This window comes from Clavibacter sp. MX14-G9D (genome assembly GCF_032917815.1).
Classification (GTDB): domain Bacteria; phylum Actinomycetota; class Actinomycetes; order Actinomycetales; family Microbacteriaceae; genus Clavibacter; species Clavibacter michiganensis_K.
On sequence record NZ_JAVCVL010000220.1, the window covers coordinates 1 to 4,353 of the forward strand.

5 protein-coding genes and 1 pseudogene are annotated in these 4,353 nt (G+C 76.1%); 3 read left to right on the forward strand and 3 right to left on the reverse strand.

Annotated elements, in window-relative coordinates; translation table 11 throughout:
• A pseudogene (locus Q6969_RS13425) lies at positions 1-356 on the reverse strand (SAM-dependent methyltransferase); the annotation flags it as partial.
• A 199-nt stretch (positions 357-555) separates the two neighbouring features.
• Here Q6969_RS13425 and Q6969_RS13430 point away from each other — a divergent pair.
• The gene (locus Q6969_RS13430; protein WP_317230887.1) at positions 556-831 is read left to right on the forward strand and encodes a hypothetical protein; all 276 of its coding nucleotides are present in this window, start codon (positions 556-558) and stop codon (positions 829-831) included.
• 10 nt (positions 832-841) lie between these two features.
• Here the strand turns inward: Q6969_RS13430 and Q6969_RS13435 are convergent, their stop codons facing one another.
• Positions 842-1,777, reverse strand: coding sequence for a phosphoribosylaminoimidazolesuccinocarboxamide synthase (locus tag Q6969_RS13435; RefSeq protein WP_317230888.1), 936 nt, complete (start codon positions 1,775-1,777; stop codon positions 842-844).
• Complete coding sequence (purD, locus tag Q6969_RS13440) at positions 1,774-3,024, reverse strand: phosphoribosylamine--glycine ligase (RefSeq protein ID WP_317230889.1); 1,251 nt, start codon at positions 3,022-3,024, stop codon at positions 1,774-1,776. The genes Q6969_RS13435 and purD overlap by 4 nt, the downstream gene beginning before the upstream one ends.
• A gap of 371 nt (positions 3,025-3,395) precedes the next feature.
• On the opposite strand from purD, the gene Q6969_RS13445 reads away from it, so the two are divergent.
• Both Q6969_RS13445 and Q6969_RS13450 read left to right on the forward strand, forming a co-directional pair.
• Positions 3,396-3,776: a sterol carrier family protein gene (locus Q6969_RS13445; RefSeq protein WP_317230890.1), complete on the forward strand. Its 381-nt coding sequence runs from the start codon at positions 3,396-3,398 to the stop codon at positions 3,774-3,776.
• Positions 3,777-3,965: 189 nt separating this feature from the next.
• Positions 3,966-4,274, forward strand: coding sequence for a hypothetical protein (locus Q6969_RS13450; RefSeq protein WP_317230891.1), 309 nt, complete (start codon positions 3,966-3,968; stop codon positions 4,272-4,274).
• Positions 4,275-4,353: the final 79 nt, after the last annotated feature.

The window sequence follows — 4,353 nt, forward strand, 5'->3', positions numbered from 1 at the left end:
GCGCGCTCCTGGTCGAGGATCGCCAGCGCGTCGAGGTGCGGCTCGACGGTCCGCGCGAGGCCGAGGTCGGCCGCCGCGAGGGTCGCGAGGGCCTCCCAGAGGTCGCGGGTGCGTCCATCGCCGGGGCGGGCGCCGTCGTCGCCGAGGGAGACCGCGAGCGCGAGGGCCCGCTCCGTGGGCCAGGTCGGCTGCACCGGGCATGCGGCGAGCGCCTCCAGGACCCGCGCGACGGCCGCGCCGGGGGCGTCCTGCGCGGGCGGCACGGCACCGGCCGCGAGGCGGACGCGCGCCGGGGCGGGGATGGCGGCAGGGGAGGGGACGGGCTGGGGACCGGAAGGCACGGGAGGGGGAGCCACTTCGTCAAGGGGATTGACCGGACGGGATCCGGCCTGCTCCTCGAACCTACAAGCGTCGGAGCGCCGTCGCCCACCGCGGATGCGGGTTCGCATCCCGGCGACGCTCCCCGCGCGGATCCTCCGGCCGGGGCGATGTGCGACCCTGGCGGCAGTGCCGGGGCGCGATCCGCACCGGGCACGCATCCACGAGGGGACCACCATGCAGGACAGCACCGACGAGCACGGCGACGCGCACGCCCCGGAGCCGACGGCGACGAGCCCGTCCGAGGCGCCCGCCCCCGACGCGCACGCCCCCGAGGCGCAGGACCCCGACGCGCACGCCCCCGAGGCGGTCGAGGAGTTCGAGCGCCTGGCCGTGCTGCGCATGGGCGGGGAGGATCTCGAGGGCGCCCTCGACGGGCTGCCCGGCGAGGAGGCCCGCGACGTCGCCGAGGTGGCGATCGACCGCGTCGTCCGCAGCTACGAGGACCTGTAGGGCCCCGCGGCTACCGGCCGGTCAGCCGCGCGATGAGCTCGCGGTACCGCTCCGCCGTCCGCTCGACGATCTCCTGCGGCAGCACCGGCGGCGTGCCGGTCCTGTCCCAGTTCGCGCTGAGCCAGTCGCGCACGATCTGCTTGTCGAAGCTGTCGGTGCGGTTGCCGGTCGCGTAGGCCTCGGCGTCCCAGTACCTGGACGAGTCGCTCGTGAGCACCTCGTCGGCCAGCGTCGTGATCCCGGTGCGCGGGTCGATGCCGAACTCGAGCTTCGTGTCGGCGAGGATCACGCCGCGCTCCTCGGCCACGGCCGCCGCGCGGCGGTAGACGTCGAGGGAGAGGTCGCGCAGCCGGGCCGCCTCCTCGTGGCCGACGAGCTCCTCGGTGCGCGCGAACGTGATGTTCTCGTCGTGCTGGCCCTGCGGCGCCTTCCAGGCGGGCGTGTAGATCGGCTCCGGGAGCCGGTCGCCCTGCTGCAGCCCGGCCTGGAGCGGGATGCCGCACACGGTGCCGTGCTCCCGGTACTCCTCCCAGCCGGATCCGGCGAGGTACCCGCGCACCACGCACTCGATGGGCAGCATCTCGAGCACCCGGCACAGCATCGAGCGGCCCCGCACGGGCTCCGGGATGCCGATGCGGTCGAGCGTCGCGGCGTCGACGAGGTGGTTCGGCACGTCGAGGCGGTCGAACCACCAGAGGCTGAGCTGCGTGAGGAGCTCGCCCTTGCCGGGGATGCCCGGCTCGAGCGCGAAGTCGTAGGCGCTCACGCGGTCCGTCGCGACGACGAGCACGTGCGGCTCGCCCTCGAGCGCCCGGTCCTCCGTGTCGTCGATCCGCGGGCTGAACAGCTCGCGCACCTTGCCCGAGTAGGCGTGCTCCCAGCCCGGCAGCTCCCAGTCGGAGGCGTGACCGGCGGGGACGGCGCCCGCGGGGGTCGCGGCGCTCACCGGATCACCTGCGCGGCGATGTCGGTGCGGTGCTGCGACCCGTCGAGCGAGATGCGCCCCACGGCCTCGTACACCCGCGATCGCGCCTCCTCGAAGCCGGCGCCGGTCGCGACGACGCTCAGCACCCGTCCGCACGTGGCGACGAGCCCGGCGTCCGACGCGGCGGTGGCGGCGTGGGCCACGCTCACGCCCTCGACGCGCTCGGCGTCCTCGAGGCCCGTGATGACGCGTCCCGTCCGCGGCGACTCCGGGTAGCCCTCGCTCGCGAGGACGACCGTGACGGCGACCTCGTCGGAGAACTCGGGACGCGGCACGCCGCCGAGCTCGCCGGAGGCCGCGGCGAGCAGCAGCTGCGAGAGCGGGGTGACGAGGCGGGGCAGCACGACCTGCGTCTCCGGGTCCCCGAAGCGCGCGTTGAACTCGATGACCCGGATCCCGTCCGAGGTGAGGATGAGGCCGCAGTAGAGCAGGCCGATGAACGGCGTCTGCTCCGCGGCGAGCCGGCGCACGGTCGGGAGCGCGATGGTGTCGATGACCTCGTCGACGAAGCCGGCGGGCAGCCACGGCAGCGGCGAGTAGGCGCCCATGCCGCCGGTGTTCGGTCCCGCGTCGCCGTCGCCGAGGCGCTTGTAGTCCTGCGCGGGGGAGAGGGGGAGCACGTCGTGCCCGTCGGCGAGGAGGAACAGCGACACCTCCTGCCCGGCGAGGAACTCCTCGACGAGCACGGTGCCCTGGTCGAGGTAGTGGCGGGCGTGCTGCAGGGCGAGGGTGCGGTCGGCGGTGACCAGCACGCCCTTCCCGGCGGCGAGGCCGTCGGCCTTGATGACGTACGGCGCGCCGTACTCGTCGAGCGCCGCCTCGACCTCGTCGAGGGTGCCCGCCTGGGCGGCGCGGCCCGTGGGGACGCCGGCTTCCTCCATCACGCGCTTCGCGAACGTCTTGGACCCCTCGAGCGCGGCGGCGGCCCGACCCGGCCCGAACACGGGGACGCCGCGGGTGCGCAGCGCGTCGGCGACCCCCCCGACCAGCGGCGCCTCGGGGCCGACGACCACGAGCTCGAAGCCCTCGCCGAGGGCGTGCTCCGCGACGACCACCGGGTCCTCGATGTCCATCTGCACGACGCGCACGACGCGGGCGATGCCGGCGTTGCCGGGGGCCGCGACGATGTCGTGCCCGGCGTCCTCGCGGAGCAGGGCCGTGACGATGGCGTGCTCGCGCGCACCGGAACCGAGTACCAGGATCTTCACGCCCCCACCCTATCGACGGAGGGCCCGCCGACCCCGGCATGCGGCGGCGTCCGCGGCGGGCTCCGTCCGGCGGAGCGCCGGCGGCGGACGGGAGGCCGACCCGCCGCGGGAACGGGTCGGGTCGGCTCCCTGCCTCGTCCGGCGTTCTTCGGGTCCGCCGGGAGGCTCGTCGTCCGGGCCCTCCCGGCGCCCGGGGAGGCGCGGGAGGGAGGACGTCCTGCCGTGCCGGGCGGGTCGTGTCACCTCCCGGCACTTCCATACACGGTAATGGATGTCCCCCTAAATGCGGACATGTCGCACCGCCCCACTTGGAGGGGTGCCGGGCGGGCCGCCGGGCCTCCGCGCCCGCGTCGCTCTGGCATCCTGGGGGCATGGCCAAGGCGCGCATCCACCCCACCGTCGGACAGCCCGCCGTGCGGCGGGCGCTCGCCGAGGGGCAGAACGCCGACCGCGAGACGCGGGCCACGGCGGTCCGGTTCCTGCTGCAGTCGCTGGCCGACCTCGCCCCCGGCGGCACGGTCGAGGTGCGGGTGCCGCCCTTCGGCGCCGTGCAGTGCATCGAGGGCCCGGGCCACACGCGCGGCACGCCCCCGAACGTGATCGAGACCGACCCGGCCACCTGGATCGCGCTCGCCACCGGCGGCACGAGCTGGGACGCGGGCGTGGAGGCCGGCGCCGTGCGCGCCTCGGGGCTCCGCGCGGATCTGCGCGGCCTCCTCCCCGTGCCGTGGCAGCTGCCCGCCGACCGCTGAGCCCGCGGCCTGCTGAGCCCGCCGACCGTCGAGCCGGTCGACCGTCGAGCCGGTCGACCGCTGAGCCCGCCGACCGCTGGGCCGCGGACCGCGGGGCGCCGGATCGCGGCGCGTCCGACGACCTGACGCGCGCCTGAGCGCCGGGCTCCCGGTTCGCCGCCGGTCCGTGGCCCGGGGGAGAATGGACGCATGACCGACGCCCGACCCCAGCCCGACGACGAGCGCCGCACCGAGGTCCTCGTGCGGCGGTCCCCCCGCTACTTCCGCTTCATGGGCGTCGGCGCCGTGCTCGGGCTCATCGTCGCGATGGTGCTCACGCTGACGTTCCCGCCGAACCCGGAGTTCTCCGAGGCCCAGGTGCTGGCGTTCCTGGCGCTGTTCGCCGTCGTCCTCTTCGGCGGGATCGCCGCGCTGCTCGCGCTGGCCCTCGACCGCGCGGCCTCGCGCCGCTCCCGCGTGCTCACCGCCGAGCGCGAGCGCGGCGAGCCCGGCGCCTGACCGGGCCGGGCGCCTGACCGAGCCCGGCGCCTGACCGAGCCCGGCGCCTGACCGAGCCCGGCGTCTGACCGAGCCCGGC